The sequence below is a fragment of the Pseudoxanthomonas mexicana genome (assembly GCF_014397415.1).
GTDB classification, from domain to species: Bacteria; Pseudomonadota; Gammaproteobacteria; order Xanthomonadales; family Xanthomonadaceae; genus Pseudoxanthomonas_A; species Pseudoxanthomonas_A mexicana.
In genome coordinates, this window is record NZ_CP060731.1 from 1828126 (window position 1) to 1854792 (window position 26667).

21 protein-coding genes and 5 tRNA genes are annotated in these 26667 nt (G+C 65.9%); all 26 read left to right on the forward strand.

The features are described 5' to 3' along the window. Positions 1-5 precede the first annotated feature (5 nt). Positions 6-1697 (forward strand): tetratricopeptide repeat protein, encoded by a 1692-nt coding sequence (locus IAE60_RS08365; RefSeq protein WP_187574523.1) that lies wholly within the window; start codon positions 6-8, stop codon positions 1695-1697. Beyond that, positions 1694-2344, forward strand: coding sequence for a lipoprotein insertase outer membrane protein LolB (gene lolB / locus IAE60_RS08370; RefSeq protein WP_187574524.1), 651 nt, complete (start codon positions 1694-1696; stop codon positions 2342-2344). Before IAE60_RS08365 ends, lolB begins: the two co-directional genes overlap by 4 nt. A gap of 2 nt (positions 2345-2346) precedes the next feature. Further along, positions 2347-3231 (forward strand): 4-(cytidine 5'-diphospho)-2-C-methyl-D-erythritol kinase, encoded by an 885-nt coding sequence (gene ispE / locus IAE60_RS08375; protein WP_187574707.1) that lies wholly within the window; start codon positions 2347-2349, stop codon positions 3229-3231. After that, a tRNA-Gln gene (locus tag IAE60_RS08380) sits at positions 3230-3305 on the forward strand. Before ispE ends, IAE60_RS08380 begins: the two co-directional genes overlap by 2 nt. Before the next feature lie 32 nt (positions 3306-3337). Beyond that, positions 3338-4297 carry a ribose-phosphate diphosphokinase gene (locus IAE60_RS08385; RefSeq protein ID WP_055940747.1) on the forward strand — a complete coding sequence of 320 codons (960 nt, stop codon included), beginning with the start codon at positions 3338-3340 and terminating at the stop codon, positions 4295-4297. A gap of 113 nt (positions 4298-4410) precedes the next feature. Beyond that, positions 4411-5064 (forward strand): 50S ribosomal protein L25/general stress protein Ctc, encoded by a 654-nt coding sequence (locus IAE60_RS08390; RefSeq protein WP_162110389.1) that lies wholly within the window; start codon positions 4411-4413, stop codon positions 5062-5064. A 51-nt stretch (positions 5065-5115) separates the two neighbouring features. Then, a complete protein-coding gene (pth, locus tag IAE60_RS08395; RefSeq protein WP_187574525.1) occupies positions 5116-5700 on the forward strand; it encodes an aminoacyl-tRNA hydrolase in 585 nt (194 codons plus the stop codon). Between the two features lie 69 nt (positions 5701-5769). Continuing rightward, positions 5770-6861 (forward strand): redox-regulated ATPase YchF, encoded by a 1092-nt coding sequence (gene ychF, locus IAE60_RS08400; RefSeq protein WP_187574526.1) that lies wholly within the window; start codon positions 5770-5772, stop codon positions 6859-6861. Positions 6862-6970: 109 nt separating this feature from the next. Further along, positions 6971-7056, forward strand: a tRNA-Tyr gene (locus tag IAE60_RS08405). A gap of 39 nt (positions 7057-7095) precedes the next feature. Then, positions 7096-7169, forward strand: a tRNA-Gly gene (locus IAE60_RS08410). Positions 7170-7223: 54 nt separating this feature from the next. After that, positions 7224-7299, forward strand: a tRNA-Thr gene (locus tag IAE60_RS08415). Between the two features lie 35 nt (positions 7300-7334). Beyond that, positions 7335-8525: an elongation factor Tu gene (gene tuf / locus IAE60_RS08420; RefSeq protein WP_162109794.1), complete on the forward strand. Its 1191-nt coding sequence runs from the start codon at positions 7335-7337 to the stop codon at positions 8523-8525. 101 nt (positions 8526-8626) lie between these two features. After that, positions 8627-8702 (forward strand) — tRNA-Trp (locus IAE60_RS08425). 62 nt (positions 8703-8764) lie between these two features. Beyond that, a complete protein-coding gene (gene secE, locus IAE60_RS08430; protein ID WP_162109801.1) occupies positions 8765-9154 on the forward strand; it encodes a preprotein translocase subunit SecE in 390 nt (129 codons plus the stop codon). 13 nt (positions 9155-9167) lie between these two features. Continuing rightward, the gene (gene nusG, locus IAE60_RS08435) at positions 9168-9725 is read left to right on the forward strand and encodes a transcription termination/antitermination protein NusG (RefSeq protein ID WP_162109800.1); all 558 of its coding nucleotides are present in this window, start codon (positions 9168-9170) and stop codon (positions 9723-9725) included. A gap of 197 nt (positions 9726-9922) precedes the next feature. Then, positions 9923-10351, forward strand: coding sequence for a 50S ribosomal protein L11 (rplK, locus tag IAE60_RS08440; protein WP_162109799.1), 429 nt, complete (start codon positions 9923-9925; stop codon positions 10349-10351). A 3-nt stretch (positions 10352-10354) separates the two neighbouring features. Then, positions 10355-11053, forward strand: coding sequence for a 50S ribosomal protein L1 (gene rplA / locus IAE60_RS08445; RefSeq protein WP_162109798.1), 699 nt, complete (start codon positions 10355-10357; stop codon positions 11051-11053). Between the two features lie 473 nt (positions 11054-11526). After that, positions 11527-12063, forward strand: coding sequence for a 50S ribosomal protein L10 (gene rplJ, locus IAE60_RS08450; RefSeq protein ID WP_187574527.1), 537 nt, complete (start codon positions 11527-11529; stop codon positions 12061-12063). A 60-nt stretch (positions 12064-12123) separates the two neighbouring features. Then, positions 12124-12495: a 50S ribosomal protein L7/L12 gene (gene rplL, locus IAE60_RS08455; protein WP_142126299.1), complete on the forward strand. Its 372-nt coding sequence runs from the start codon at positions 12124-12126 to the stop codon at positions 12493-12495. A 236-nt stretch (positions 12496-12731) separates the two neighbouring features. Next, positions 12732-16883, forward strand: a complete 4152-nt coding sequence (gene rpoB, locus IAE60_RS08460; protein WP_185895429.1) for a DNA-directed RNA polymerase subunit beta — start codon at positions 12732-12734, stop codon at positions 16881-16883. 87 nt (positions 16884-16970) lie between these two features. Next, on the forward strand, positions 16971-21200 hold the full coding sequence (gene rpoC, locus IAE60_RS08465) for a DNA-directed RNA polymerase subunit beta' (RefSeq protein WP_185895430.1): 4230 nt from the start codon (positions 16971-16973) through the stop codon (positions 21198-21200). A gap of 235 nt (positions 21201-21435) precedes the next feature. Beyond that, positions 21436-21810 (forward strand): 30S ribosomal protein S12, encoded by a 375-nt coding sequence (gene rpsL / locus IAE60_RS08470; RefSeq protein ID WP_055945224.1) that lies wholly within the window; start codon positions 21436-21438, stop codon positions 21808-21810. Between the two features lie 13 nt (positions 21811-21823). Further along, positions 21824-22291 carry a 30S ribosomal protein S7 gene (gene rpsG / locus IAE60_RS08475; protein WP_056879074.1) on the forward strand — a complete coding sequence of 156 codons (468 nt, stop codon included), beginning with the start codon at positions 21824-21826 and terminating at the stop codon, positions 22289-22291. 176 nt (positions 22292-22467) lie between these two features. Further along, a complete protein-coding gene (gene fusA, locus IAE60_RS08480) occupies positions 22468-24564 on the forward strand; it encodes an elongation factor G (protein WP_185895431.1) in 2097 nt (698 codons plus the stop codon). A 75-nt stretch (positions 24565-24639) separates the two neighbouring features. Continuing rightward, on the forward strand, positions 24640-25830 hold the full coding sequence (gene tuf / locus IAE60_RS08485; RefSeq protein WP_162109794.1) for an elongation factor Tu: 1191 nt from the start codon (positions 24640-24642) through the stop codon (positions 25828-25830). 517 nt (positions 25831-26347) lie between these two features. Continuing rightward, the gene (gene rpsJ, locus IAE60_RS08490) at positions 26348-26659 is read left to right on the forward strand and encodes a 30S ribosomal protein S10 (protein ID WP_162109793.1); all 312 of its coding nucleotides are present in this window, start codon (positions 26348-26350) and stop codon (positions 26657-26659) included. The last annotated feature ends 8 nt before the right edge of the window (positions 26660-26667 follow it).

Genomic DNA, 26667 nt, shown 5'->3' on the forward strand with positions numbered 1-26667 from the left:
GTTTCATGCCCGAAATGATTGGTACCCGTCTGGCGATACTGGCGCTGGTGGCCCTGGCACCTGTGGCGCTGGCCGCCCCGTCCACGCGTCCCGTCGATCCGAAGGACGATGCGCTGACCACGGTCATGGCTGGCGAGTTCGCCCTGCAGGCCGGCCAGTTGCCCGATGCGGCGCGCTGGTACCTGGATGCGGCCCGGCGGGACGACGATGCCGGCCTCGCCGAGCGCGCCACACGCATCGCCCTGCTGGCGAAGGACGATGCGCGCGCTGCCGAGGCACTGAAGCTGTGGCGGGCCAGATCGCCGCGCACGCTGGCCCTGCGGGGCGCCGAAGCCACGCTGGCCCTGCGCCAGGGGCAGGGCCGCCAGGCCCGCCGGGAGCTGGCCGGTCTGATGCAGGATCCGGACGAACTGGGCTGGCGGTATGCGCTCACCGCGCTGGCCAGCGGAGGCAAGGATCCGGAACTGCCGCCGCGGTTGCTGCGGGAGCTGGTCGACCAGGGCGCCATCCCCGACACCCTGCAGGCCTGGCTGGCGTTTACCGGGCTGGCCCAGCAGATGGACCAGCCGGTGCTGGCCGAGCGCATGGTGGCCAACGTGGTGAAGCGCTTCTCCGGTGAGCCGCAGGTGGCCCTGCTGCAGGCCAGCCAGTTGCAGCAGGCCGGCCGCAAGGACGAAGCGAAAACGGTGCTGGACGGTCTGCTGCCGAAGGCGGCGGGCGATGCGGCGCTGCGCCTCAAGCTGGCGGAAGAGTACGACCGGCTGGGTGACCCGGCGGCGGCCTCGCGGGCCATGGGGCAGGGTCCGCAGGACACCCTGACCTACGGCCTGCGGGCGCAGCTGCTGGCCAAGGCCGACGACAAGCAGGCACTGGATGCGTTGTATGAAGAGTTGAAGCGGGCGTCCACCGGGAAGGACCCGGCGACGGCCTACAGCCCGGAACGTCGCCTGCTGCTGGGCCAGATGGCCGAGTTCCTCGAGCGGCGCGAGGAAGCGCTGACGTGGTACCGCAGCGTGCCTGCCGGCGAACAGCGCGCCGAGGCGCGCCTGAGGGCGATCAAGACTCTGTTCGACCTGGAGCGCAAGGACGAAGCCTTCGCCGAGGCGCGACGGCTCCAGGCCGATGCCGAGGTCGGCGACGGGACCCGTCGCGACGCCTATCTGATGGAAGCCGAGCTGCGCCACGAGGACCGGCAGGACGCGGGCGAACTGGAGGTCTTCGCGCGTGGGCTGGCCGCCTATCCCGACGATCTGGCGCTGCTGTATTCGCGCGGCCTGGCGTGGGAGCGCCGCGACCGCATCGACCATGCCGAAGCCGATTTCCGCCGGATACTGGTGATCGAGCCGGACAACGTCGCCGCGCTCAATGCATTGGGCTATACGCTGGCCGACCGCACCACGCGCTACCAGGAGGCGCTGGAGCTGATCGATCGCGCCCGCGCCGCCGCGCCCGAGGATGCGGCGATCATCGACAGCTACGGCTGGGTCCTCTATCGATTGGGGCGCAACGCCGAGGCGCTGGTGGAACTGCGCCGGGCTTTCACCCTGCAGAAGGACGCCGAGATCGCCGCGCATGTCGCGGAGGTACTGTGGGTGATGGGGCAGAAGGATGAGGCGCGCCGGTTCTTCGAGGAGGCGCGCAAGATCGATCCCGACAACCGCTCGCTGCAGCGGGCGCTGGAGAAGACGGGCGCATGAAGGTTTCAGGAATGCTGTGGGCGGGGCTTGTGGCCCTGTCGTTGGCAGGCTGCGCCACGCGCGGACCGGCCGTGGACTCGCCGGTCCTGCGCGATCCGGAAGCGCTCGCGGCCGCGCAGGCGTCGCAGGCCACACGGGCGGCATGGCTGGCTTCGCAGGCGGACTGGTCGTTCTCCGGGCGGGTGGCCGTCAGCGCCAACGGCAAGGGCGGCAGCGGCCGCATCGATTGGGAGCAGGCCGACGCCCGCTACGAGGTTGCCCTCAGTGCGCCGGTCACCCGCCAGAGCTGGCGCCTGGCCGGCGATCTGCAGACCGGTGCGGGCCGTCTGGAAGGGCTGGAGGGCGGAACCCGTGAAGGCAGCAACGCGGCGGACCTGTTGAGGCAGGCTACCGGCTGGGATATCCCCGTGGCCTCGATGGTGCACTGGGCGCGCGGCCTGGCCGACCCAGCCGCGGGCGTGGAAGGGCTGGAGTACGACACCGAGGGCCGCCTGCGCGCCCTGTCGCAGCATGGCTGGCGCGTCGACTACCTTGACTGGTTTCCGGCCGAGGGCGCGCGCCCCGTCCTGCCTCGCCGGGTGGAGGCGCGTCGCGACGGCGCGGCGGTGAAGCTTGCCGTCGATCAGTGGCAGATGGCGCCGCAGTGAGCCTGTTTCCCGCCGAAGAAGGCTGGTCCACGTGGCCGGCCCCTGCCAAGCTCAACCTCGCGCTTCAGATCACCGGCCGGCGGGCCGATGGCTACCACCTGTTGCAGACCGTGTTCCGGCTGCTGGCGTGGGGTGACCACATCCACCTGCGTCCCCGTCCCGACGGGGCGATCCGACGGGTCGGAGCCTCAGTCCCCGGTGTGGCCGAGGATGACGATCTGGTCATCAAGGCTGCCAAACTTCTGCAAAAAGTCGCCAAAGCGGATCAAGGTGCGGATATCGGCGTCGAAAAACGCATTCCGGCCGGGGGCGGCTTCGGTGGCGGATCATCCGACGCCGCGACGGTGCTGGTGGCGCTGGATCATCTGTGGGGCTGCGGGCTGGGCCCGGACCGGCTGGCAGGGCTGGGCCTGCAGCTCGGGGCGGACGTTCCGGTCTTCGTCCGCGGCCAGAATGCCTGGGCGGAAGGCGTGGGCGAGGTCCTGACCCCGCTGGACCTGCCCCCGGCGTGGTACCTGCTGGTCGATCCGGACGTCCACGTGCCCACCGCAGCGCTGTTCGCGTCCCCGGATTTGACGCGTGATGCTGCACCCGCGAAAATATCGGACTTCGTTTCGGGATCACTGCTCGGCAACGCGTTCGAGCCGGTCGTGCGTCGCCGGGAGCCTGCCATCGAGGCGGTCTTCCAGGCCCTTTCGCACATCGGTACGCCACGCTTGACCGGTTCCGGCGGCGGCTGCTTCGTGGAGTTCGCCGACCGGGCCGCCGCCGAGGCTGCGCTGGCGCTCCTGCCGGCCGGGCTGCGTGCCTGGGTGGTGGAGGGCGCGGCGCGCTCGCCGCTGCTGGATGCGCTGGCGCAGGTCCGCGGAACGGAGAAAAACGCCTAGGGGCGTCGCCAAGTGGTTAAGGCACCGGGTTTTGATCCCGGCATTCGTAGGTTCGAATCCTTCCGCCCCTGCCAATCCAGTCCTGCCGCATCCGCCGAGACGACCCATGCAAGACGAACGTAACCTGCTTGTGTTCTCCGGCAACGCCAACAAGCCGTTGGCCAACAGCATCTGTCGCGAACTGGGTGTGCGTCCCGGCAAGGCGCTGGTGTCCCGGTTCTCCGACGGAGAAGTGCAGGTCGAGATCCAGGAGAACGTCCGCCGGCAGGAAGTGTTCGTCGTGCAGCCGACCTGCGCGCCGAGCGCCGAGAACCTGGTGGAACTGCTGGTGCTGATCGACGCGCTGAAGCGTGCATCGGCCAGCAGCGTCACCGCGGTGGTGCCGTATTTCGGCTACGCCCGCCAGGATCGCCGCATGCGCTCCTCGCGCGTTCCGATCACGGCGAAGGTGGCGGCGAAGATGTTCGGCGCGGTGAGCGCCGACCGCGTGCTGACGGTCGATCTGCACGCCGACCAGATCCAGGGTTTCTTCGACATCCCGGTCGACAACGTGTACGCCTCCCCGCTGCTGCTGGCCGACATTTGGCGCGCCTACGGCACGGAAAACCTGCTGGTCGTGTCGCCCGACGTGGGTGGCGTGGTGCGCGCCCGCGCGGTCGCCAAGCGCCTGGATGACGCCGACCTGGCGATCATCGACAAGCGCCGTCCGCGCGCCAACGTGGCCACGGTGATGAACATCATCGGCGACGTGGAAGGCAAGGACTGCGTGCTGGTGGACGACATCGTCGACACCGCCGGCACCCTCTGCGCCGCCGCCGCGGCGCTGAAGCAGCACGGCGCCAACAAGGTGGCGGCGTACTGCACCCATCCCGTGCTCTCGGGCCCGGCGGTGGACAACCTGAACAACTCGGTGCTCGACGAGCTCGTCGTCACCGACACCATCCCGCTCTCGCCGCAGGCGCAGGGCTGCAGCAAGATCCGCCAGCTGTCGGTGGCGGAACTGCTGGCGGAAACGATCCGCCGCATCGCCTTCGGCGAATCGGTCAGTTCGCTGTACGTGGATTGAGTCTCCGCCGCGCGCCGGCTCATCGGGGCGTGGCTTTTCTGGTTCATCTGGTCGCGGATGAGCCTTCATCGGGCCGCCGCAAGGCGATCCAACAACCTGGGTAGTGAAGAAACATGGCAAACACGCATGAAATCAAGGTGCAGCGCCGCGAGGACGAGGGTAAGGGTGCGAGCCGCCGCCTCCGTCACGCCGGCCAGGTGCCCGCCATCGTCTACGGTGGCGAACTCAATCCGGTCAGCATCCAGCTGAACCACAACGAAGTGTGGCTGGCCAGCCAGAACGACTGGTTCTACTCGTCCATCCTGGACCTGAGCCTCAATGGCGACATCCAGAAGGTGCTGCTGCGTGACATGCAGCGCCACCCGTTCAAGCAGCAGATCATGCACCTGGACTTCCAGCGCGTGAACGAGAACGAGACGCTGCGCACCGCGGTGCCGCTGCACTTCCTCAACGAGGACAAGTCGCCGGCCGGCAAGTCCGCCGAGGTCGTGGTCACCCACGAGCTGAACGAAGTCGTCGTCGAATGCCTGCCGAAGGACCTGCCGGAGTTCATCGAGATCGACCTGGCCGACCTGGCCATCGGTGCGGTGGTCCACCTGTCAGACATCAAGCTGCCGGCCGGTGTCGTCATTCCCGAGCTGAAGCTGGGCAAGGAACACGACGTCGCCGTCGTGATCGCCAAGCACGGCAAGGAAGAGGCCGAGGAAGCTCCGGTGGAGTCGGCCGAAGTGCCGGCGGCCAAGGTCGCCAAGAAGGACGACAAGTAATCGCGTGAGCCTTCGCCCGCTCCGGCGGGCGAGGGTGCGCGATGCGTCCCCATGGCAGGCCTGCGCCTCATCGTCGGACTGGGTAATCCCGGTGCCGAACATGCCCGAACCCGGCACAACGCCGGGTTCCATTTTGTCGACGCCCTGGCGGAACGGCAGGGTGAGCGCTTCGGCCTGGACAGCAAGCTGTTCGGCGAGACCGCCAAGGTCGTCGTAGCCGGGCAGCCGGTGTGGCTGCTGAAGCCGGCCACTTACATGAACCTGAGCGGCAAGTCGGTCGTGGCGGCGCTGCGGTTCTGGAAGATCGCGCCGGAAGAGGCGCTGCTGGCGCATGATGAGCTGGATCTGGCGCCCGGTGTAGCCAGGCTGAAGTTCGACGGCGGCCATGGCGGCCAGAACGGGTTGCGCGACACCATCCAGCACCTGGGTCATGGCAAGTTCCACCGGCTGCGCATCGGCATCGGCCATCCCGGCCACAAGGACCGGGTGACCAGCTGGGTGCTGGGCAAGCCGGGCAAGGACGACGAGATCCTGATCGCGCGGGCCATCGACGATGCGCTGGACGTGCTGCCGCTGGCGGTGTCGGGCAATTTCATGGATGCGATGACGCGGTTGCATACCCCAAGGCAGGGCTGAGTGGAGAGCAGTGAGGAGTGAGGGCGCCAGTGCGCTCACTCCTGACTTCTCACGACTCACTACTCGAATATGGGCATCAAATGCGGCATCGTCGGCCTGCCGAACGTCGGCAAGTCGACCCTGTTCAACGCGCTGACCAAGGCGGGCATCGCCGCGGCCAACTTCCCGTTCTGCACCATCGAGCCCAATGTGGGCGTGGTGCCGGTGCCGGACCCGCGCCTCAACCAGCTGGCCGAGATCATCAACCCGCAGAAGGTCATCCCGACCGCGGTCGAGTTCGTCGACATCGCCGGCCTGGTGGCGGGTGCGGCCAGCGGTGAGGGGCTGGGCAACAAGTTCCTGGCCCACATCCGCGAGGTCGATGCCATCACCCACGTGGTGCGCTGCTTCGAGAACGACGACGTCATCCACGTCAACAACCGGATCGACCCGATCTCGGACATCGACACCATCGACACCGAGCTGGCGCTGGCCGACCTGGAGAGCGTGGAAAAGGCGCTCAACCGCGCCGAGCGTTCGGCCAAGGCGGGGGAAAAGGACGCCATCGCCCGCAAGCCCGTGCTGCAGAAGCTGCAGGCCGGCCTGAACGACGGCAAGCCGGGGCGCGCGCTGGGGCTGGACGAAGAGGAGAAGGCGCTGGTCCGCGACCTGTTCCTGCTGACCCTCAAGCCGGTCATGTACGTGGCCAACGTGCTGGAGGACGGGTTCGAGAACAATCCGCACTTGGAGGCCGTGCGTGCCCGCGCCGCGACCGAGGGGGCTCAGGTGGTGCCGGTGTCGGCCGCCATCGAGGAAGAGCTGTCCCAGCTGGACGACGCCGACCGGGACGCCTTCCTGGCCGATCTGGGGCTGGACGAGCCGGGCCTGAACCGGGTGATCCGGGCCGCCTACGCCCTGCTGGGCCTGCAGACCTACTTCACCGCCGGCGTGAAGGAAGTCCGGGCCTGGACCGTCCGGGCGGGCTCCACCGCGCCGCAGGCGGCGGCCGTGATCCATACCGATTTCGAAAAGGGCTTCATCCGCGCCGAAACCATCGCCTTCGACGACTTCATCAAGTACCGGGGCGAAGCGGGAGCCCGCGATGCCGGCCGCCTGCGGCTGGAGGGCAAGGAGTATCGGGTCCAGGAGGGGGACGTTCTGCACTTCCGGTTCAACGTCTGAGAAAAAAATGTGTCGGGCGCGTTGACAGACGCATCCGCACACGCCAAAATCTCGGGCTGTTTCACCCTGGTTTGATTTGGCCGCCAGGCCTGGTCAGTCCGGTGATACCGGAGGGATACCCAAGCGGCCAACGGGGGCAGACTGTAAATCTGCTGGCTTACGCCTTCGGTGGTTCGAATCCACCTCCCTCCACCAGTTTTCCGTTGTTGTTTCGAGTTGTAGTGGTCTCCCGGTGCGGGAGTAGTTCAATGGTAGAACTGTAGCCTTCCAAGCTACTAGTGCGGGTTCGATTCCCGTCTCCCGCTCCACTGAACGCCCGTACAGGGTCTGCAGCAAGTTCAGGCAACACGAACAGGTTTCACGCTCACGTAGCTCAGTCGGTAGAGCACCTCCTTGGTAAGGAGGAGGTCGATGGTTCGATTCCATTCGTGAGCACCACTTCCCATTGACGATTCACGCGAGAACTAGCAGCCATGGCAAAGGGTAAATTCGAACGCACCAAGCCGCACGTGAACGTGGGCACGATTGGCCACGTTGACCACGGCAAGACGACGCTGACGGCGGCGCTGACGAAGATCGGCGCGGAGCGTTTCGGTGGCGAGTTCAAGGCGTACGACGCGATCGACGCGGCGCCGGAAGAGAAGGCGCGCGGCATCACGATTTCGACGGCGCACGTGGAATACGAATCGGCCACGCGCCACTACGCGCACGTGGACTGCCCGGGCCACGCCGACTACGTGAAGAACATGATCACCGGTGCGGCGCAGATGGACGGCGCGATCCTGGTGTGCTCGGCCGCCGACGGCCCGATGCCGCAGACGCGTGAGCACATCCTGCTGTCGCGCCAGGTGGGCGTGCCGTACATCGTCGTGTTCCTGAACAAGGCCGACATGGTGGACGACGCCGAGCTGCTGGAGCTGGTGGAGATGGAAGTCCGCGAACTGCTGAGCAAGTACGAGTTCCCGGGCGACGACACCCCGATCATCTCGGGCTCGGCCCGTCTGGCGCTGGAAGGCGACCAGAGCGAGATCGGCGTGCCGGCGATCCTGAAGCTGGTGGACGCGCTGGATACCTGGATCCCGACCCCGGAGCGTGACGTCGACAAGCCGTTCCTGATGCCGGTGGAAGACGTGTTCTCGATTTCCGGCCGCGGCACCGTGGTGACCGGTCGTATCGAGCGCGGCATCATCAAGGTGGGCGACGAAATCGAAATCGTCGGTATCCGTCCGACCCAGAAGACCACGGTCACGGGCGTGGAAATGTTCCGCAAGCTGCTGGACCAGGGTCAGGCGGGCGACAACGCCGGTCTGCTGCTGCGCGGCACCAAGCGTGACGACGTGGAGCGTGGCCAGGTGCTGGCCAAGCCGGGTTCGATCACCCCGCACACCGAGTTCGAAGCCGAAGTCTACGTGCTGAGCAAGGACGAAGGCGGCCGTCACACCCCGTTCTTCAAGGGCTACCGCCCGCAGTTCTACTTCCGCACCACCGACATCACCGGTGCGGTGCAGCTGCCGGAAGGCGTGGAGATGGTGATGCCGGGCGACAACGTGAAGATGGTGGTCACGCTGATCAACCCGGTGGCGATGGACGAAGGCCTGCGCTTCGCGATCCGCGAGGGCGGCCGTACGGTCGGCGCCGGCGTGGTGGCCAAGATCATCAAGTAAGGCCCCGGCGGTCCCGGCGACGGGTTCGCCGGACAGCGCGAAGGGCGGGCCGGAACCTCGGTCCGCCTTCGCCGTCTAAGGGAAGGTTGTAGCAAATCGATACGCCAGTAGCTCAATTGGCAGAGCAGCGGTCTCCAAAACCGCAGGTTGGGGGTTCGAGTCCCTCCTGGCGTGCCACTTCCTTCCCTGCGGAGTCCGGGTCTGCCGTGCTCCCCTCGAGCTAAAGAGCGACAACTGACTTGAACAGCAAGGTCGAACAATCCAAAGCCGGCACGCCCGCGGCCGACATCGCCAAGTACGTCCTGGCGCTCGCGCTGGTCGTGGGTGGTCTGGTCGCGTGGTGGTGGTTCAACGGTCAATGGGCCACGCCGCTGCGTTCGCTGGCGGTGGTCGCGGGCCTGGTGCTGGGTGCGCTGGTGTTCCTGCAGACCGGCAAGGGGCGCGATACCCGCGAATTCCTCGCCGAGTCGCGTTTCGAGCTGCGCAAGGTGGTGTGGCCGACGCGCGAGGAAGCCACCCGGACGACCTGGGTGGTCATCGCCGTGGTGATCGTGCTCAGCCTGATCCTGGCCGGTTTCGACTTCGCCATCCAGGCGTTGATCGAGTGGTTCCTGAATTTTGGCCGTTGAGGAGAGTCGCTCAGTGAAGCGCTGGTATGTCGTCCATGCTTATTCCGGGTTCGAGAAGTCGGTGGCGCAGGCGTTGCGCGACCGCATCGTCCGCGATGGCATGCAGGAGAAGTTCGGCGATGTGCTGGTCCCGACCGAAGAGGTCGTGGAGATGCGCTCCGGCCAGAAGCGCCGTTCCGAGCGCAAGTTCTTCCCGGGTTACGTGCTGGTCCAGATCGAAACCCATGACGAGGGTGGCATCCCGCGCATGGACAACGAGAGCTGGCACCTGGTGAAGGACACCTCCAAGGTGCTCGGCTTCATCGGCGGTACCGCCGATCGTCCGCTGCCGATCCGCGACGAAGAAGCGGCGGCCATCCTGGATCGCGTCCAGGAAGGCGTCGAGAAGCCCAAGCCCAAGGTCCTGTTCGAGCCGGGCGAGATGGTCCGCGTCACCGACGGCCCGTTCAACGACTTCAACGGCGTGGTCGAGGAAGTCAACTACGAAAAGAGCCGCCTGCGCGTGGCGGTGCTGATTTTCGGCCGCTCCACCCCGGTGGAGCTGGAGTTCGGCCAGGTCGAGAAGGCCTGAGTCGGTCGGCAGGGGCGCCCAGGCGGCCTTGCCGAAAGCCTGATATACTGCGCGGCTCCCTGAACGGCTGAGTCGGCGGGGGCCGTGGCCGCCTTCGGGCGGCCGTCGGCGCATTCGAGATACGCGATGCCGGGACGCGTGATTTTCCCGGTCCGATGGGGAGCCTTCACAGGCGCTAGCACCCGGAGAGTACTCAGATGGCAAAGAAAGTTGTCGGTTACATCAAGCTGCAGGTGAAGGCCGGTCAGGCCAACCCCTCGCCGCCGGTCGGTCCTGCGCTGGGGCAGCGCGGCCTGAACATCATGGAGTTCTGCAAGGCGTTCAACGCCGCCACGCAGAAACTGGAGCCGGGCCTGCCGATTCCGGTGGTCATCACGGCCTATTCCGACCGTACGTTCACCTTCATCACCAAGACGCCGCCGGCGACGATCCTGCTGAAGAAGGCCGTCGGCATCACGTCCGGCTCCAAGCGCCCGAACACCGAGAAGGTGGGCAAGGTCACCCGCAAGCAGCTCGAGGACATCGCCAAGGCGAAGGAACCCGACCTGACCGCGGCCGACCTGGACGCGGCGGTGCGTACGATCGCGGGTTCGGCCCGCTCCATGGGCCTGACGGTAGAGGGTTAAGAGATGGCACAGAACAAGCGACAGAAGGCCATCCTGGCCGCCGTGACCCCCGGCAAGGCGTACGCCATTGACGAGGCCCTGAAGATCGTCAAGACCGCGGTCAAGGCCAAGTTCGTCGAGTCCGTCGACGTGGCCGTGCGCCTGGGCGTGGATGCCAAGAAGTCCGACCAGCAGGTGCGCGGTTCCACCGTGCTGCCGGCCGGTACCGGCAAGTCGGTCCGCGTGGCGGTGTTCGCCCCGGCCGGCGCCAAGGCCGACGAAGCCGCCGCCGCTGGCGCCGAAGCCGTCGGCATGGACGACCTGGCCGAGAAGATGCTGGCCGGCGACATCAACTATGACGTGGTCATCGCCACGCCGGACGCGATGCGCGTGGTCGGCAAGCTGGGTACGGTCCTGGGTCCGCGCGGCCTGATGCCGAACCCGAAGGTCGGCACCGTGTCGCCGAACCCGGCCGAGGCGGTGAAGAACGCCAAGTCGGGCCAGGTGCGCTACCGCACCGACAAGGCCGGCATCATCCACTGCACCATCGGCAAGGCCAGCTTCGACGACGAAGCGCTGAAGTCGAACCTGCAGGCGCTGCTGATCGACCTGGTGAAGGCCAAGCCGGCCACCTCGAAGGGCCAGTACCTGCAGAAGATCTCGGTCAGCTCGACCATGGGCCCCGGCGTCACCGTCGACCAGTCCTCGCTGTCCCTGAAGTGACGCGCCGGCCGCTCGCGCATCGCGCGAGCGCCTTTGCCGGCGTGTCATCCCCGCGAAGGCGGGGATCCAGTGACTCGAAGTCTGAGTCAACTGGAAGAAAGCAAAGTCGCTGGGTTCCCGCCTTCGCGGGAACGACGGCAAAAATTTTGAGGGCAGTCGCCCAGGCCGGGATGCCGGTGCAAGCGACAGCCGTCAAAGACCGCAGGTGCGGTCAGCGCGCAACGACGACGGGCAGGGAAGCTCGTGCTGGCAGGGAATCGCCGTCGTGGCTAGCGGGATCGCTTAATCCATTCCCCCGGGAATGCGCCTGCGCAGATGGTGCCGCCTTCTGGAAGTTTTCTGGAGCACGACCGCAAGGTCGCCAGTCAGACAGGCCACCGACGGGACCTCCGTGTCCCCGGTACCCACGGAGGGGTGCCGTCCAGGACCGCAAGCGGCAGGAGTCGCGAGCGGAGTCAATAAGTGAGGAGTGTATGGCTCTCAATCTGTCCCAGAAGCAAGAAGTAGTCGCCGAGCTGGCAGACGTCGCCGCCAAGGCGCACTCCCTGGTCGCCGCCGAATACGCAGGCACCACGGTCAGTCAGATGACCGCGATGCGCAAGAAGGCCCGCGAGACCGGCGTGTACTTGAAGGTTGTCAAGAACACGCTGGCCGTGCGTGCCGTGGTCGGTACCGAGTTCGAGATTGTCCAGGACAAGCTCGTCGGTCCGCTGCTGTATGCGTTTTCGACCGAGGAGCCCGGCGCTGCCGGTCGCCTGATCAAGGAATTCGCCAAGGGTAACGACAAGCTGCAGCCGAAGGTCGTCTCCGTGGGTGGCCAGCTGTATCCGGCCAGCCATGTGGAAGTCCTGGCGTCGCTGCCGACCCGCGACCAGGCCCTGGCCATGCTGGCCCGTGTGCTGGCCGAACCGGCCTCGATGTTCGCCCGCGCCGTCAAGGCCGTGGCCGACAAGCAGGGTGGTGGCGAAGCGCCGGCGGAAGCCGCCGCCGAAGCCCCGGCCGAAGCCTGATCCGACGTCTTCTACGGTTCTACGAACCCTAATCCCAGATAATTTCCAAAGGTAAACACAATGTCCCTTTCCAACGAACAGATCGTCGACGCCATCGCCGGCAAGACCCTGATGGAAGTGATGGAGCTGGTCAAGGCCATCGAAGAGAAGTTCGGCGTCTCCGCCGCCGCCCCGGTCGTCGCCGCTGCCGGTCCGGCCGCTGCCGCCGCCCCGGTCGAAGAGCAGACCGAGTTCACCATCGTCCTGAAGGACGCCGGTGCGAAGAAGGTCGACGTCATCAAGGCCGTCCGCGCCATCACGGGCCTGGGCCTGAAGGAAGCCAAGGACCTCACCGAGGCCGGCGGCGTCCTGAAGGAAGGCGTGTCGAAGGAAGATGCCGAGAAGTTCAAGAAGGACCTCGAAGCCGCTGGTGCGAGCGTCGAAGTCAAGTAAGCCGTATCCGTCGCCGGTCCACTCAGGCGACAACCCGAGGCCGGGGGCGAAAGCCCCTGGCCTTCGGTCGTTTCAAGACGTAGCGATGTAAACGCGAGTTTGTAGTTGGAAGTAGCAGCAGAGGGCGTGCTGGTGCCGGCAATACCAGCGACTTCCAACTGAAAATTCCCCCGTTCGAAAGAATGTCCCCCGTGCGGTCGCGGACGCGCGCCCCACGCTGCCAAAGGCACAGTCACATGACGACATATTCGTTCACCGAAAAGAAGCGCATCCGCAAGGACTTCGGCAAGCAGCGCTCGATCCTCGAGGTCCCGTTCCTGCTGGCCATCCAGGTCGACTCCTACCGCGAATTCCTGCAGGAGCATGCCGATCCCGCCAAGCGCGAGGACCGTGGCCTGCACGCCGCGCTGAAGTCGGTCTTCCCGATCGCCAGCTACAGCGGCAACGCCGCGCTGGAATACGTCGGCTACAAGCTGGGCGAGCCGGTGTTCGACGAGCGCGAGTGCCGCAACCGCGGCCTGAGCTACGGCGCCCCGCTGCGCGTGACCGTGCGCCTGGTGATCTACGACCGCGAGTCGTCCACCAAGGCCATCAAGTACGTGAAGGAGCAGGAGGTCTACCTGGGCGAGATTCCGCTCATGACCGACAACGGCACCTTCATCGTCAACGGCACCGAGCGCGTCATCGTCTCGCAGCTGCACCGTTCGCCGGGCGTGTTCTTCGACCACGACCGCGGCAAGACGCACAGTTCGGGCAAGCTGCTGTACAGCGCCCGCATCATTCCCTACCGCGGCTCGTGGCTGGACTTCGAGTTCGACCCGAAGGATGCGCTGTTCACCCGTATCGACCGCCGCCGCAAGCTGCCGGTCTCGATCCTGCTGCGCGCCCTGGGCTACTCCAACGAGGAGATGCTCAACGAGTTCTTCGACGTCAACACGTTCCACATCCTGCCCGAAGGCGTACAGCTTGAACTGGTCGCCGAGCGCCTGCGCGGCGAGACGCTGAACTTCGACCTGGCCGACGGCGACAAGGTCATCGTGGAAGCCGGCAAGCGCATCACCGCGCGCCACGTGAAGCAGCTGGAGCAGTCGGGCATCGCCGCCCTGGCCGTGCCGGACGAATACCTGGTGGGCCGCATCCTGTCGCACGACGTGATCGACGCCAACACCGGCGAGCTGCTGGCCGCCGCCAACGACGAGATCACCGACGACCAGCTGGCCAAGTTCCGCAAGGCCGGCGTGGATGCCGTGGGCACGCTGTGGGTCAACGACCTGGACCGCGGTCCGTACCTGTCCAACACCCTGCGCATCGACCCGACCAAGACGCAGCTGGAAGCGCTGGTCGAGATCTACCGCATGATGCGTCCCGGCGAGCCGCCGACCAAGGACGCTGCGCAGAACCTGTTCCACAACCTGTTCTTCACCTTCGAGCGCTACGACCTGTCGAACGTCGGTCGCATGAAGTTCAACCGTCGCGTGGGCCGCAAGGAAACCACCGGCGAAGCCGTGCTGTACGACAAGAAGTACTTCGGCGCGCGCAACGATGAAGAAGCCAAGCGTCTGGTCGCCAGCCTGGGCGAGACCTCGGACATCCTGGACGTCATCAAGGTCCTGACCGAGATCCGCAACGGCCGCGGCACCGTCGACGACATCGACCACCTGGGCAACCGCCGCGTGCGTTCGGTCGGCGAAATGGCCGAGAACGTCTTCCGCGTGGGCCTGGTCCGCGTCGAGCGTGCCGTGAAGGAGCGCCTGTCGATGGCCGAGTCCGAGGGCCTGACCCCGCAGGAACTGATCAACGCCAAGCCGGTGGCGGCCGCGATCAAGGAGTTCTTCGGCTCCTCGCAGCTGTCCCAGTTCATGGACCAGAACAACCCGCTGTCGGAAGTCACACACAAGCGTCGCGTCTCGGCCCTCGGCCCGGGCGGCCTGACCCGCGAGCGTGCCGGCTTCGAAGTGCGCGACGTGCACCCGACCCATTACGGCCGCGTCTGCACCATCGAGACGCCGGAAGGCCCGAACATCGGCCTGATCAACTCGCTGGCCGTGTATGCGCGCACCAACAGCTACGGCTTCCTTGAGACGCCGTACCGCAAGGTCGTGGACGGCGTGATCACCGACGAGATCGAGTACCTGTCGGCGATCGAGGAGAACGAGTACGTCATCGCGCAGGCCAACGCGCTGCACGACGCCAAGAGCCGCCTGACCGAACAGTTCGTGCCGTGCCGCTACCAGGGCGAATCGCTGCTGAAGCCGCCGAGCGAAGTGCACTACATGGACGTCTCGCCGATGCAGACCGTGTCGGTCGCGGCGGCGCTGGTGCCGTTCCTGGAGCACGACGACGCCAACCGCGCACTGATGGGCGCCAACATGCAGCGCCAGGCCGTGCCGACGCTGCGTGCGCAGAAGCCGCTGGTCGGTACCGGCATCGAGCGCGCCGTGGCGCGCGACTCGGGCGTGACCGTGAACGCCCGTCGTGGCGGCGTGGTCGAGCAGATCGACGCCGGCCGCATCGTGGTGAAGGTCAACGAGAGCGAGATCTCCGGCGAAACCGACGCCGGCGTCGACATCTACTCGTTGATCAAGTACACGCGCTCCAACCAGAACACCTGCATCAACCAGCGTCCGCTGGTGAACGTGGGCGACGTGGTGGCGCGCGGCGACGTGCTGGCCGACGGTCCGTCGACCGACATCGGCGAGCTGGCGCTGGGCCAGAACATGCTGATCGCGTTCATGCCGTGGAACGGCTACAACTTCGAAGACTCCATCCTGCTCTCCGAGCGCGTGGTGGAAGAGGATCGCTACACCACGATCCACATCGAAGAGCTGACCTGCGTCGCGCGCGACACCAAGCTGGGACCGGAGGAAATCTCCGCCGACATCCCGAACGTCTCCGAGCAGGCGCTGAACCGCCTGGACGAGAGCGGCGTGGTGTACATCGGCGCCGAAGTGCGCGCCGGCGACATCATGGTGGGCAAGGTCACGCCGAAGGGCGAAAGCCAGCTGACCCCGGAAGAGAAGCTGCTGCGCGCGATCTTCGGCGAGAAGGCCTCGGACGTGAAGGACAGCTCGCTGCGCGTGCCCCCGGGCATGGACGGCACCGTCATCGACGTGCAGGTCTTCACCCGCGACGGCATCGAGAAGGACAAGCGCGCGCGCCAGATCGAGGAGAACGAGATCAAGCGCGTCAAGAAGGACTTCGACGACCAGTTCCGCATCCTGGAAGGCGCCATCTACGCCCGCCTGCGTTCGCAGCTGGTCGGCAAGGTGGCCAACGGCGGTCCGGCCGGCCTGAAGAAGGGCGACGCGATCACCGACGCGTACCTGGACGGGCTGAAGAAGTCCGAGTGGTTCACCCTGCGCATGAAGGACGATGACGCCTCCGACGCCATCGAGCGCGCCCAGATGCAGATCCAGGCGCACGAGAAGGAGTTCGAGCGCCGCTTCGCCGACAAGCGCGGCAAGATCACCGCCGGCGACGACCTGGCCCCGGGCGTGCTGAAGATGGTCAAGGTGTACCTGGCCGTGAAGCGCCGTATCCAGCCGGGCGACAAGATGGCCGGCCGTCATGGCAACAAGGGCGTCGTGTCGACCATCGTGCCGGTCGAGGACATGCCGTACATGGCCAACGGCGAGACGGTGGACATCGTGCTGAACCCGCTGGGCGTGCCGTCGCGTATGAACATCGGCCAGGTACTGGAAGTGCACCTGGGCTGGGCCGCGAAGGGACTGGGCAAGAAGATCCAGAACATGCTGGAAGCCCAGGCCAAGGTCGCCGACCTGCGCAAGTTCCTGACCCAGATCTACAACCACGACCAGAAGCTGGGCGAGGACCGCGTGGACCTGGACCAGTTCAGCGATGCCGAACTGATCGCGCTGGCCAAAAACCTGACCGACGGCGTGCCGATGGCCACCCCGGTGTTCGACGGCGCGGCGGAGACCGAGATCAAGCACATGCTCGAACTCGCGGACCTGCCGATCAGCGGCCAGACCCAGCTGTACGACGGCCGCACCGGCGAGGCGTTCGACCGCCACACCACGGTCGGCTACATGCACATGCTGAAGCTGAACCACCTGGTGGACGACAAGATGCACGCCCGTTCCACCGGTCCGTACTCGCTCGTCACCCAGCAGCCGCTGGGCGGCAAGGCGCAGTTCGGCGGCCAGCGCTTCGGTGAAATGGAAGTCTGGGCGCTGGAAGCCTACGGCGCGGCGCACACCCTGCAGGAAATGCTGACGGTCAAGTCGGACGACGTGCAGGGCCGCAACCAGATGTACAAGAACATCGTCGATGGCGCCCACGAGATGGTCGCGGGCATGCCGGAATCCTTCAACGTGCTGGTGAAGGAAATCCGCTCGCTCGCCATCAACATGGAACTGGAAGACTGATCGCGACGCGCGGGCGCTTCCCTGCGCCCGCGTTGCGAAGCACGTCATCCCGCCCCCGACAAAGATTCCTCCTGACGGAGAAACAAAATGAAAGACCTGCTCAACCTCTTCAACCAGCAGCGCCAGACGCTGGACTTCGACGCGATCAAGATCGCGCTGGCTTCGCCGGACCTGATCCGTTCGTGGTCCTTCGGCGAAGTGAAGAAGCCGGAAACCATCAACTACCGGACGTTCAAGCCCGAGCGCGACGGCCTGTTCTGCTCGGCCATCTTCGGCCCGATCAAGGACTACGAGTGCCTGTGCGGCAAGTACAAGCGCATGAAGCACCGCGGCGTGGTCTGCGAGAAGTGCGGTACGGAAGTGACGCTGGCCAAGGTGCGCCGTGAGCGCATGGGCCACATCGACCTGGCCAGCCCGGTCGCGCACATCTGGTTCCTGAAGTCGCTGCCGTCGCGCATCGGCCTGATGCTGGACATGACCCTGCGCGACATCGAGCGCGTGCTGTACTTCGAAGCCTATGTCGTCACCGAGCCGGGCCTGACCTCGCTCGAACGCCGCCAGCTGCTGACCGAAGAGCAGTTCATGCAGGCGCGCCAGGAACATGGCGACGACTTCGACGCCGCCATGGGCGCCGAGGCCGTCTACGACCTGCTGCGCACCATCGACCTGCAGGCCGAGATGGTGAACCTGCGCGAGGAAATCGCCAGCACCAACTCCGAGACCAAGCTCAAGCGCCTCACCAAGCGCATCAAGCTGATCGAGGCGTTCCTGGAGTCGGGCAACCGTCCTGAATGGATGGTCATGACCGTGCTGCCCGTGCTGCCGCCGGACCTGCGTCCGCTGGTGCCGCTGGATGGCGGCCGCTTCGCGACCTCCGACCTGAACGACCTGTACCGCCGCGTCATCAACCGCAACAACCGCCTGCGCCGCCTGCTGGAGCTCAACGCGCCCGACATCATCGTGCGCAACGAGAAGCGCATGCTGCAGGAGTCGGTGGACGCCCTGATGGACAACGGTCGCCGCGGCCGCGCCATCACCGGCACCAACAAGCGCCCGCTGAAGTCGCTGGCCGACATGATCAAGGGCAAGCAGGGCCGCTTCCGCCAGAACCTGCTGGGCAAGCGCGTCGACTACTCCGGCCGTTCGGTCATCGTGGTCGGCCCGACCCTGCGCCTGCACGAATGCGGCCTGCCGAAGAAGATGGCGCTGGAGCTGTTCAAGCCGTTCGTGTTCGCCAAGCTGCAGCGCCGCGGCCTGGCCACCACCATCAAGGCCGCCAAGAAGCTGGTCGAGCGCGAAGAAGCCGACGTCTGGGACATCCTGGAAGAGGTCATCCGCGAGCACCCGGTGCTGCTGAACCGCGCGCCGACGCTGCACCGTCTGGGCATCCAGGCGTTCGAGCCGGTGCTGATCGAAGGCAAGGCCATCCAGCTGCATCCGCTGGTCTGTACGGCGTTCAACGCCGACTTCGACGGTGACCAGATGGCCGTGCACGTGCCGCTCTCGCTGGAAGCCCAGCTGGAAGCGCGCGCGCTGATGATGTCGTCCAACAATATCCTGTCGCCCGCCAACGGCGAGCCGATCATCGTGCCGTCGCAGGACGTCGTGCTGGGCCTGTACTACATGACCCGCGCGCTGGAGAACAAGAAGGGCGAGGGCATGGCGTTCGCCAATATCGCCGAGGTCAAGCGCGCCTACGACAACCGCGCCGTCGAGCTGCACGCCAAGGTCAAGGTCCGCATCAGCGGCACCGTGATCGACGAGGAAGGCGGCCGCAGCAAGCAGACCAGCATCGTGGACACCACGATCGGTCGCGCGCTGCTGGCCGAGATCCTGCCGGAAGGCCTGCCGTTCGCCCTAGTGAACACCGAACTGAACAAGAAGGCCATCAGCCGCCTGATCAACTCCAGCTACCGCATGCTGGGCCTGAAGGACACGGTCGTGTTCGCCGACAAGCTGATGTACACCGGCTTCGCGTACGCCACGCGCGCCGGCGTCTCCATCGGTATCGACGACATGCTGATCCCGGCCGAGAAGAAGGGCATCCTGGGCGAAGCCGAGCAGGAAGTGCTGGAGATCCAGGAGCAGTACCAGAGCGGTCTGGTCACCGCCGGCGAGCGCTACAACAAGGTGGTCGACATCTGGTCGCGCACCAACGAGCGCATCGCCAAGGCGATGATGGACACCATCGGCACCGACAAGGTGAAGAACGCCAAGGGCGAGACCATCAACGAGAAGTCGATGAACTCGCTCTACATCATGGCCGACTCCGGCGCCCGTGGTAGCCAGGCCCAGATCCGCCAGCTGGCCGGCATGCGCGGCCTGATGGCCCGCCCCGACGGCTCGATTATCGAGACGCCCATCAAGGCGAACTTCCGCGAAGGCTTGAACGTGCAGGAGTACTTCAACTCCACGCACGGTGCCCGCAAGGGCCTGGCCGATACCGCGCTGAAGACCGCGAACTCCGGTTACCTGACCCGTCGCCTGGTCGACGTGGCGCAGGACGTGGTGATCACCGAGGTCGACTGCGGCACGTCGGAAGGCCTGATGATGACCCCGATCGTGGAAGGCGGCGACGTGGTCGAGCCGCTGCGTGACCGCGTGCTGGGCCGCATCGTGGCCGAGGATGTGTTCCTGCCGGGCAACGACGAGGATCCGATCGTCACCCGCAACACGCTGCTGGACGAAGCCTGGGTGCAGAAGCTGGAAGACGCCGGCGTGCAGGCGCTGAAGGTGCGCTCCACCATCACCTGCGAGTCCGATTTCGGCGTCTGCGCCCACTGCTATGGCCGCGACCTGGCCCGTGGCCACATCGTCAACATCGGCGAAGCGGTCGGCGTCATCGCCGCGCAGTCGATCGGCGAGCCCGGCACCCAGCTGACCATGCGTACGTTCCACATCGGTGGTGCGGCATCGCGTGCGGCGGCGGTCGACAACATCACCGTCAAGACCACCGGCTCGATCAAGTTCAACAACCTGAAGTTCGTCGAACACGCCAACGGCAGCCTGGTCGCCGTCTCGCGTTCGGGCGAACTGTCGGTGCTCGACGGCCACGGCCGTGAGCGCGAGCGCTACAAGCTGCCCTACGGCGCCACCATCAACGTCAAGGACGGCGACCAGATCACCGCCGGCCAGGCCGTGGCGAACTGGGATCCGCACAACCACCCGATCGTGTCGGAAGTGGCCGGTTTCGTGCGCTTCGTCGACTTCGTCGACGGCGTCACCGTCATCGAGAAGACCGACGAACTGACCGGTCTGGCCTCGCGCGAGATCACCGATCCGAAGCGTCGCGGTTCGCAGGGCAAGGACCTGCGTCCGATCGTCCGCATCGTGGACAAGGACGGCAAGGACCTGAGCATTCCGGGGACCGACCTGCCGGCGCAGTACCTGCTGCCGCCGCGCTCGATCGTCAACCTGCAGGACGGTGCGCCCGTCGGCGTGGGCGACGTGGTCACCAAGGTGCCGCAGGAAGCGTCCAAGACGCGCGACATCACCGGCGGTCTGCCGCGCGTGGCCGACCTGTTCGAAGCCCGCAAGCCGAAGGACCCGGCCATCCTGGCCGAGCGTTCCGGCATCATCAGCTTCGGCAAGGACACCAAGGGCAAGCAGCGCCTGATCATCAAGGACACCGACGGTTCCGAGCACGAGGAGCTGATCCCGAAGTTCCGCCAGATCATCGTGTTCGAAGGCGAACACGTGGCCAAGGGCGAAACCATCGTGGACGGCGAGCCGAGCCCGCAGGACATCCTGCGCCTGCTGGGCGTCGAGCCGCTGGCCGCCTACCTGGTGAAGGAAATCCAGGACGTGTACCGCCTGCAGGGCGTGAAGATCAACGACAAGCACATCGAGGTGATCACCCGCCAGATGCTGCGCAAGGTCGAGATCACCGATGCCGGCAACAGCAAGTTCCTGGCGGGCGAGCAGGTCGAGAAGCAGCGCGTGATCGAGGAGAACGCCAAGCTGGCCGCGCGTAACGAGCTGCCCGCCAAGTACGATCCCGTGCTGCTGGGCATCACCAAGGCGTCGCTGGCGACCGAATCGTTCATCTCCGCGGCCTCCTTCCAGGAGACCACCCGCGTGCTGACCGAGGCGGCTGTCCGTGGTACGCGCGATACCCTGCGTGGCCTGAAGGAGAACGTCATCGTCGGTCGCCTGATCCCGGCCGGCACCGGTCTGGCGTACCACAACCAGCGCCGCCGCAATGCCTCCGGTCTGACCGAGGCCGAGGTCGACGCCCTGTCCGGCGTCGTCAGTGAGCCGGTCGCCCCGGCGGCCGTGGCCTCGGACGAGGCGGGCGAGGAGTCCAGCGCCAGCTAAATCCGTACCACCCGACGGCCCCCGGGCCGTCCCAGACCACGAAAAGAGGCGCAGGACGCGCCTCGTTTTCGGCCCAGGAAGGGCGGGATCGCAGTCAGTTGGCAGGCACCCACCCCCGTCGCGTTGACGGTAGGGCGGGTGGCCGGCTATACTTTTCCGTCTAGGTGGGCCGTCTTGCGGCCTGCCTTCGTTTTCATGTCAAACAAGGCTCCGGCCTTCACACGAAGAATCCACTATGGCAACCGTCAATCAGCTGGTCCGCAAGCCGCGGCAGGCCCCCACGTACAAGAGCCAGTCGCCCGCGCTGGACAACTGCCCGCAGCGTCGCGGCGTGTGCACCCGTGTCTATACGACCACCCCGAAGAAGCCGAACTCGGCCCTGCGCAAGGTCGCCAAGGTGCGCCTGACCAACCAGGAAGAGATCATCAGCTACATCGGCGGCGAAGGCCACAACCTGCAGGAGCACTCCGTGGTGCTCGTGCGCGGCGGTCGCGTGAAGGACCTGCCGGGCGTGCGTTACCACACCGTGCGCGGCTCGCTGGACGCCTCGGGCGTCGCCAAGCGCCGTCAGGGCCGTTCCAAGTACGGCGCCAAGCGTCCCAAGGCTTAAGGAATAAACGAACATGTCGCGCAAAGGCTCTGCCCCCCAACGTGAAATCCTGCCGGACCCCAAGCACGGCAGCCAGACGATCGCCCGCTTCATCAATATGGTGATGCTGAGCGGCAAGAAGTCCGTCGCCGAGAAGATCGTCTACGGCGCCATGGACGTGATCGGCGAGAAGAACCCGAACGCCCTGGAACTGGTCGAGAAGGCGCTGGACAACGTCTCTCCGGCCGTCGAGGTGAAGTCCCGCCGCGTCGGCGGCGCCACCTACCAGGTGCCGGTCGAAGTGCGTTCCTCGCGTCGCATGGCGCTGGCGATGCGCTGGCTGATCGAGTCCGCCCGCAAGCGCGGCGAGAACTCCATGCCGCGCAAGCTGGCCGCCGAACTGCTGGATGCCTCCGAGAACCGCGGCGGCGCCATCAAGAAGCGTGAAGAGACCCACCGCATGGCGGAAGCGAACAAGGCGTTCGCGCACTACCGCTGGTAACGGCCTGCGGGCCCTTGCGATCAAGGGCCCTCGGCACCATCTAGGTGCCCCTGGGACGCGCTCCGGCGTCCCGATCCCGAAGGCCGCCGAAAGGCGGCATTCGGCCATCTGAAGATCCGCCCTCCACGGAAGGCCACGGCATCCCGCCGGCCCTCCATCAGAAAAGAGAGACTGTCGTGGCTCGCACCACTCCCATCGAGCGTTACCGCAACTTCGGCATCATGGCGCACATCGACGCCGGCAAGACCACCACGTCCGAGCGCATCCTGTTCTACACCGGCAAGAGCCACAAGATCGGTGAAGTGCACGACGGTGCCGCGACCATGGACTGGATGGAGCAGGAGCAGGAGCGTGGCATCACGATCCAGTCCGCCGCCACCACCGCGTTCTGGAAGGGTATGGACAAGTCCATGCCGGAGCATCGCTTCAACATCATCGACACCCCCGGGCACGTCGACTTCACCATCGAAGTGGAGCGCTCGCTGCGCGTGCTCGACGGCGCGGTGTTCGTGCTGTGCGCCGTGGGCGGCGTGCAGCCGCAGTCCGAGACCGTGTGGCGCCAGGCCAACAAGTACCACGTTCCGCGCATCGCGTTCGTCAACAAGATGGACCGGACGGGCGCCAACTTCTTCAAGGTCCGTGACCAGCTGAAGTCGCGTCTGGGCGCCTCGCCGGTGCCGATGCAGGTGCCGATCGGTGCCGAGGATGGTTTTGTCGGCGTGGTCGACCTGGTCAAGATGAAGGCCATCGCGTGGGACGACAAGACCCAGGGCATGACCTTCGAGTACCGCGACATCCCGGCTGACCTGCAGTCCGTGGCGGAGGAGGCTCGTGCGTTCATGGTCGAGTCGGCCGCCGAGGCCAATGAGGAGCTGATGGACAAGTACCTGGGTGGCGAGGAGCTGACCGAGGACGAGATCTATTCCGCGCTGCGTGCCCGTACGCTGAAGACCGAGATCGTGCCGATGTTCTGCGGCTCGGCATTCAAGAACAAGGGCGTGCAGGCCATGCTGGACGGCGTGGTCAAGCTGCTGCCGTCGCCGGTGGACGTGCCGGCGGTGAAGGGCACCGACGTGGATGACGAATCCAAGGAGCTGACCCGCGATTCCAGCGACAAGGCGCCGTTCTCGGCGTTGGCCTTCAAGATCATGACCGATCCGTTCGTAGGCTCGCTCACCTTCTTCCGCGTGTATTCGGGAACGCTGAATGCCGGCGATCAGGTTTTCAACTCGGTCAAGGGCAAGAAGGAGCGCATCGGTCGTCTGTTGCAGATGCACTCCAACAACCGTGACGAGATCAAGGAAGTGCTGGCCGGCGATATCGCGGCGGCCGTGGGCCTGAAGGACGTCACCACCGGTGACACCCTGTGTGCGCAGGACGCCCCGATCATCCTCGAGCGCATGAGCTTCCCGGAGCCGGTCATCTCGATGGCCGTCGAACCGAAGACCAAGTCCGACCAGGAGAAGATGGGTTTGGCGCTGGGCCGCCTGGCGCAGGAAGATCCCTCGTTCCGCGTCCGTACCGACGAGGAATCGGGTCAGACCATCATCTCGGGCATGGGCGAGCTGCACCTGGACATCATCGTTGACCGCATGAAGCGCGAGTTCAACGTGGAGGCCAACGTCGGCAAGCCGCAGGTGGCCTATCGCGAGACGATCCGCAAGGCGATCAAGCAGGAAGGCAAGTTCGTGCGCCAGTCGGGCGGTCGCGGCCAGTACGGCCACATCGTCATCGAGATGTCGCCGGTCGAGCGCGGCGTGGGTTTCTCGTACGAGAGCGCCATCGTCGGCGGTGTCGTGCCGAAGGAATACGTCGCGGCGGCAGGCAAGGGCATCGAAGAGGCCATGAAGAGCGGTCCGCTGGCCGGCTTCCCGGTCGTCGACATCGCCATCAAGGCCGTGGACGGCTCCTTCCATGACGTCGACTCCAACGAAATGGCGTTCAAGGTCGCCGGCTCGATGGCGTTCAAGGAAGCCTTCAGCAAGGCCCAGCCGGTCCTGCTGGAGCCGATCATGAAGGTCGAGATCGTCACCCCGGAAGACTATCTGGGCGACGTGATGGGCGACGTGAGCCGTCGTCGCGGCATCCTGCAGGGTCAGGACGACAGTCCGTCCGGCAAGGTGATCAACGCGATGGTGCCGCTGGGCGAAATGTTCGGCTACGCCACCACGCTGCGTTCGATGTCGCAGGGTCGCGCCACGTTCTCGATGGAATTCGACCATTACGCGGAGGCGCCGGCCAACATCGCCGACGCGGTCGTCAAGAAGAACTAAGAGTTGGGGGCCGGGCATCGCGGATGCGATGCCCGGCGCTCCTGTCATGAATCACGCATAACAAGGTAGAAGACAATGGCAAAGGGTAAATTCGAACGCACCAAGCCGCACGTGAACGTGGGCACGATTGGCCACGTTGACCACGGCAAGACGACGCTGACGGCGGCGCTGACGAAGATCGGCGCGGAGCGTTTCGGTGGCGAGTTCAAGGCGTACGACGCGATCGACGCGGCGCCGGAAGAGAAGGCGCGCGGCATCACGATTTCGACGGCGCACGTGGAATACGAATCGGCCACGCGCCACTACGCGCACGTGGACTGCCCGGGCCACGCCGACTACGTGAAGAACATGATCACCGGTGCGGCGCAGATGGACGGCGCGATCCTGGTGTGCTCGGCCGCCGACGGCCCGATGCCGCAGACGCGTGAGCACATCCTGCTGTCGCGCCAGGTGGGCGTGCCGTACATCGTCGTGTTCCTGAACAAGGCCGACATGGTGGACGACGCCGAGCTGCTGGAGCTGGTGGAGATGGAAGTCCGCGAACTGCTGAGCAAGTACGAGTTCCCGGGCGACGACACCCCGATCATCTCGGGCTCGGCCCGTCTGGCGCTGGAAGGCGACCAGAGCGAGATCGGCGTGCCGGCGATCCTGAAGCTGGTGGACGCGCTGGATACCTGGATCCCGACCCCGGAGCGTGACGTCGACAAGCCGTTCCTGATGCCGGTGGAAGACGTGTTCTCGATTTCCGGCCGCGGCACCGTGGTGACCGGTCGTATCGAGCGCGGCATCATCAAGGTGGGCGACGAAATCGAAATCGTCGGTATCCGTCCGACCCAGAAGACCACGGTCACGGGCGTGGAAATGTTCCGCAAGCTGCTGGACCAGGGTCAGGCGGGCGACAACGCCGGTCTGCTGCTGCGCGGCACCAAGCGTGACGACGTGGAGCGTGGCCAGGTGCTGGCCAAGCCGGGTTCGATCACCCCGCACACCGAGTTCGAAGCCGAAGTCTACGTGCTGAGCAAGGACGAAGGCGGCCGTCACACCCCGTTCTTCAAGGGCTACCGCCCGCAGTTCTACTTCCGCACCACCGACATCACCGGTGCGGTGCAGCTGCCGGAAGGCGTGGAGATGGTGATGCCGGGCGACAACGTGAAGATGGTGGTCACGCTGATCAACCCGGTGGCGATGGACGAAGGCCTGCGCTTCGCGATCCGCGAGGGCGGCCGTACGGTCGGCGCCGGCGTGGTGGCCAAGATCATCAAGTAAGGCCCCGGCGGTCCCGCGTGTCGCGCCTCCGGGCGCGCCCCGCAACCCGGGAGGGCCGGTAACGCCGGCCTTCCTTCTGGGTGCATCCGCTGAAGGCGCGAAACGCTTGCGGCAAGAGTGTTGAACGGCTACAATGCCGGCCCCCGAATGGCGACCCGCTATTCAGGATCGCAATAACTGCCGGCGCCCCCTGGGAGGAGGCCGGCCTACCGCGAAAAGAGGTGCAGGATGCGCCTCGTGTTCGCCAGACACGGAGTGTCGCGTGCCATCCTGCAGGCTTCGGCCGGGCAGGGCGCCCTGGTGGTTGACGGGGTGTGTCACGCGTCCTATACTTTCATGTCTGGGCGGGCCGGTTTACCGGCCTGCCTTGTTTTTCAGGAAGAATCCCCAGCCGATTCAGGTGCTTTCCGCTCGTGGAGTCCTCGCGGGCGGTGGGGAAATGGATCAGCTTGGACTAACCGGGGCAAGGCATCCCAGAGGCCGCGCCCGTCGCTCTTTAACGAAGGAAATTTCCGTCATGGCGGACCAAAAGATCCGAATCCGGCTCAAGGCGTACGATCATCGTCTGATCGACCGCTCGGCCAGCGAGATCGTTGAGACGGCCAAGCGGACCGGCGCGCAGGTGCGCGGCCCGATCCCGCTGCCGACCAAGATCGAACGTTTCACCATCCTGGTATCCCCGCACGTCGACAAGGACGCGCGCGACCAGTATGAGACCCGCACGCACAAGCGCGTGCTCGACATCGTCGACCCCAACGACAAGACCGTGGACGCGCTGATGAAGCTCGAACTGGCTGCCGGCGTCGACGTTCAGATCAAGCTGACCTGAGGCCAACG

Excerpts from the sequence above, each read along its gene's own strand:
- rpsJ (WP_162109793.1), top strand. The coding sequence starts at position 26,348 with ATGGCGGACCAAAAGATCCGAATCCGGCTCAAGGCGTACGATCATCGT.
- rpoB (WP_185895429.1), top strand. The coding sequence starts at position 12,732 with ATGACGACATATTCGTTCACCGAAAAGAAGCGCATCCGCAAGGACTTC.
- pth (WP_187574525.1), top strand. The coding sequence starts at position 5,116 with ATGGCAGGCCTGCGCCTCATCGTCGGACTGGGTAATCCCGGTGCCGAA.
- IAE60_RS08390 (WP_162110389.1), top strand. The coding sequence starts at position 4,411 with ATGGCAAACACGCATGAAATCAAGGTGCAGCGCCGCGAGGACGAGGGT.
- ychF (WP_187574526.1), top strand. The coding sequence starts at position 5,770 with ATGGGCATCAAATGCGGCATCGTCGGCCTGCCGAACGTCGGCAAGTCG.
- rplK (WP_162109799.1), top strand. The coding sequence starts at position 9,923 with ATGGCAAAGAAAGTTGTCGGTTACATCAAGCTGCAGGTGAAGGCCGGT.
- rpsG (WP_056879074.1), top strand. The coding sequence starts at position 21,824 with ATGTCGCGCAAAGGCTCTGCCCCCCAACGTGAAATCCTGCCGGACCCC.
- tuf (WP_162109794.1), top strand. The coding sequence starts at position 7,335 with ATGGCAAAGGGTAAATTCGAACGCACCAAGCCGCACGTGAACGTGGGC.
- IAE60_RS08385 (WP_055940747.1), top strand. The coding sequence starts at position 3,338 with ATGCAAGACGAACGTAACCTGCTTGTGTTCTCCGGCAACGCCAACAAG.
- lolB (WP_187574524.1), top strand. The coding sequence starts at position 1,694 with ATGAAGGTTTCAGGAATGCTGTGGGCGGGGCTTGTGGCCCTGTCGTTG.
- rpoC (WP_185895430.1), top strand. The coding sequence starts at position 16,971 with ATGAAAGACCTGCTCAACCTCTTCAACCAGCAGCGCCAGACGCTGGAC.
- rpsL (WP_055945224.1), top strand. The coding sequence starts at position 21,436 with ATGGCAACCGTCAATCAGCTGGTCCGCAAGCCGCGGCAGGCCCCCACG.
- rplL (WP_142126299.1), top strand. The coding sequence starts at position 12,124 with ATGTCCCTTTCCAACGAACAGATCGTCGACGCCATCGCCGGCAAGACC.
- rplJ (WP_187574527.1), top strand. The coding sequence starts at position 11,527 with ATGGCTCTCAATCTGTCCCAGAAGCAAGAAGTAGTCGCCGAGCTGGCA.
- rplA (WP_162109798.1), top strand. The coding sequence starts at position 10,355 with ATGGCACAGAACAAGCGACAGAAGGCCATCCTGGCCGCCGTGACCCCC.
- IAE60_RS08365 (WP_187574523.1), top strand. The coding sequence starts at position 6 with ATGCCCGAAATGATTGGTACCCGTCTGGCGATACTGGCGCTGGTGGCC.
- tuf (WP_162109794.1), top strand. The coding sequence starts at position 24,640 with ATGGCAAAGGGTAAATTCGAACGCACCAAGCCGCACGTGAACGTGGGC.